Consider the following 3,197-nt stretch of genomic DNA (forward strand, 5'->3'; position numbering starts at 1 on the left):
GGGGGGGGGGGGGGGGGGGGGGGGGGGGGGGGGGGGGGGGGGGGGGGGGGGGGGGGGGGGGGGGGGGGGGGGGGGGGGGGGGGGGGGGGGGGGGGGGGGGGGGGGGGGGGGGGGGGGGGGGGGGGTGGGGGGGGGGGGGGGGGGGGGGGGGGGGGGGGGGGGGGCTCGACCGGCTGCCGGTGTACCTGGCCGGCGCCGACGAACTGCCGGGCCTGATCCACGAGCAACTGCTGGCGAACTGCGCGGGCTACACGGTGCGCACCGCGGCGTCCGGCGAAGGCGAGTGGCTTGCCGATCATCACGACGCCGCGGCGCTGCGCCCGCTCGGCTTCGACGAGCACGAAGGCATGCTGCCGTACGGCGACCGCTCGTTCAGCGGCTACCGGCTGCTGCAGGAGTATTTCGCGTGCCCGGAGCGCTTCCGCTTCGTCGAGTTCACCGGGCTGCGCGCGCTGCTGTCGCGCGCGCGCGGCAACGCGTTCGAGATCGTCGTGTGGCTCGACCGCAGCGTGCCGCGCTTGCACAACGCGATCGACGCGGGCAATTTCCGTCTGTTCTGCACGCCGGCCGTGAACCTGTTCGAACGGCGCGCGGACCGCATCCACCTGCAAGCCGGCAAGACCGAATATCACGTGCTCGGCGACCGCACGCGGCCGATGGATTTCGAGGTGCACAGCGTGCTCGACGTGCAGGGCTACGGCGATCGTCAGGAGCCCGAGCAGAGTTTCCTGCCGTTCTACGGCGGCAACGCGCGCACCTGGCACGGCGGGCAGGCCGCGTTCCATACGCTGCGCCGCGAGCCGCGCCTGCTGTCGAGCCGCCAGAAGGAGAAGGGCGCGCGGTCGAGCTACGTGGGCAGCGAGACGTTCATCGCGCTGGTCGACGCCAACGACGCCCCGTACGCCACCTCGCTGCGCCAGCTCGGCCTGCGCGTGCTGTGCACCAACCGCGATCTGCCGCTGCACATGCCGGTGGGCAAGTCGTACACCGATTTCACGCTGGACACCGATGCGCCGGTCGCGTCGATCCGCTGCGTGGCCGGCCCGACCCGGCCGCGCGCACCCACCGCGACGGGCGATACCGCCTGGCGGCTGATCAGCCATCTGCAGCTGAACTACCTGTCGCTGCTCGGCGAGGACGGCGAGCAGGGCGCGGCCGCGCTGCGCGAGATGCTCGGCCTGTATCACGACGAGTTCGACGCGGCCGCGCGCCGCCAGATCGAGGGCATCAAGCAGGTGGTCGCGCGGCCCGCCACGCGCCGCATTCCGGTGCCGGGGCCGATCACCTACGGGCGCGGGCTCGAGATCACGCTGACCTGCGCCGACGCCGCGTTCGAGGGCGGCAGCGCGTTCCTGCTCGGCTCGGTGCTCCAGCACTTCTTCGCGCGCTACGTCTCGCTGAATTCGTTCACCGAAACGGCGCTGCGCACCTTCGAACGCAACGAGGTAGCCCGATGGCCCGCGATGCCCGGCAAGCGTCCGATTCTGTGACGGGCGACGTCGGCGCCCGCGCCGGCAAGGCCACCGAGCTCGAAGCGGCGCTCGCGGCGCGCCCGTTCGACTTCGAATTCTTCGAGGCGATGCGGCGGCTCGAATGCGCGTATCCGGCGCAGCCGCGCTTCGGCCATTCGACCAAGCCGGCCGACGATCCGGTGCGGCTCGCGCATGCCGCCTCGCTCGAATTCCCGGCGCGCAGCATCGAGCGCTTCGAGCCCGGCGCGAACGGCGAGCCGGGGCGGCTGCACGGGCTGTTCCTCGGGCTGTTCGGGCCGAACGGGCCGCTGCCGCTGCACCTGACCGAGCACGCCGTCGACCGGCAGCGCAACGCGCGCGATCCGACGCTGGTGGCGTTCGCCGACCTGTTTCATCACCGGATGCTGAGCCTGTTCTACCGCGCCTGGGCTGACGCCCAGCCGACCGTGCAGCTCGACCGCCCGGCGCAGGACCGGTTCCGCACCTGGATCGGCGCGCTGATCGGCATCGGCACGCCGCAACTGGATGCGCGCGACGCGCTGCCCGACGCGTACAAGCGGTTCTTCGTCGGGCGGCTGGTGCCGCAGGCGCGCAACGCCGAGGGCCTCAAGGGCTTGCTCGAACACTACTTCGAGGTGCCGGTGGCGGTGGAGGAATTCGTGGTGGGCTGGATGGCGCTGCCGCCGGAGGCGCACTTGCGCATGGGCGGCACGATGGCGCAGATGGGCCGCAACGCCACGCTCGGCGCGCAGGTGCGCGGCGCACAGCACCGGTTCCGGCTGCGCATCGGGCCGCTGAGCCTGAACCAGTTCAACCGCTTCCTGCCCGGCGGCGACGCGCTCGACGCGCTGGTGGCGGCCGTGCGGCTCTACGCGGGCGGCGAGAAGGGCTGGGACGTGCAACTGGTGCTGAAGAAGGAGGCGGTGCCGGGCATGCACCTGGGCCGCGCCGGGCGAATGGGCTTCAGCTCCTGGATGGGCCGCTATCCGAAGCCGGCCGACGCCGACGACGTGATGCTGACGCCCGTCGACTAGCGCCGGGCCGCGCCCCCCGGCGGAGCGCGGCAAGCAACGCAGTGAAGCAGACAGTGAAGCATGCAGTGAAGCACGGCGCGGCCGGCGCTTCTCACTTTGAACCGGTGGCCGCCGAGCGGCCGCCTCATCGTCTACAGGAAGGATCATGGCCGAAATCAGTCGCGGCGCCTTGTTCGGCAAGCTCAATGCGCTGGCTTACCGCGGGATCGAGAGCGCCACCGTGTTCTGCAAGCTGCGCGGCAACCCGAACGTCGAACTGGTGCACTGGCTGCATCAGATCCTGCAATGGCAGGATTCGGATCTGCATCGCATCGTCCGGCACTTCGACGTGAATCCGTCGAACCTGGCGCGCGATTTGACCGCCGCGCTGGAGCGGCTGCCGCGCGGCAGCACGTCGATCTCCGATCTGTCGGCCGACGTGGAGGAGGCCGTGGAGCGCGGCTGGGTGTTCACCACGCTGATGTTCGGCGAATCGCAGGTGCGCACCGGCTATCTGCTGGTGGGGCTGCTGCGCACGCGCCACCTGCGCCATGCGTTGCAGGCGCTGTCGGCGGAATTCGCGAAGCTCAGGCCCGAGGCGCTGGCCGACGATTTCGCGAAGATCGTGGCCGGCTCGCCGGAAGACCGGCTGCCCGCCACCGACGGCTTTCGCGCCGAGGCCGCTGCGCCCGGCGACGCCAGCGGCGCGCTC

General features: G+C 72.1%; 2 protein-coding genes and 1 pseudogene. All 3 read left to right on the forward strand.

From position 1 onward, the window contains the following. Window positions 1–179: 179 nt before the first annotated feature. Window positions 180–1,490 carry a type VI secretion system baseplate subunit TssF gene (tssF, locus tag G3N92_RS32375; RefSeq protein ID WP_346778330.1) on the forward strand — a complete coding sequence of 437 codons (1,311 nt, stop codon included), beginning with the start codon at window positions 180–182 and terminating at the stop codon, window positions 1,488–1,490. Beyond that, window positions 1,454–2,506, forward strand: a complete 1,053-nt coding sequence (tssG, locus tag G3N92_RS32380) for a type VI secretion system baseplate subunit TssG (protein ID WP_206131606.1) — start codon at window positions 1,454–1,456, stop codon at window positions 2,504–2,506. Before tssF ends, tssG begins: the two co-directional genes overlap by 37 nt. A 145-nt stretch (window positions 2,507–2,651) precedes the next feature. After that, window positions 2,652–3,197: pseudogene (locus tag G3N92_RS32385) on the forward strand (type VI secretion system ATPase TssH); the annotation flags it as partial.

The sequence above is a fragment of the Burkholderia sp. Ac-20379 genome, assembly GCF_017104645.1.
Lineage (GTDB): Bacteria > Pseudomonadota > Gammaproteobacteria > Burkholderiales > Burkholderiaceae > Burkholderia.

Excerpts from the sequence above, each read along its gene's own strand:
- tssG (WP_206131606.1), top strand. The coding sequence starts at position 1,454 with ATGGCCCGCGATGCCCGGCAAGCGTCCGATTCTGTGACGGGCGACGTC.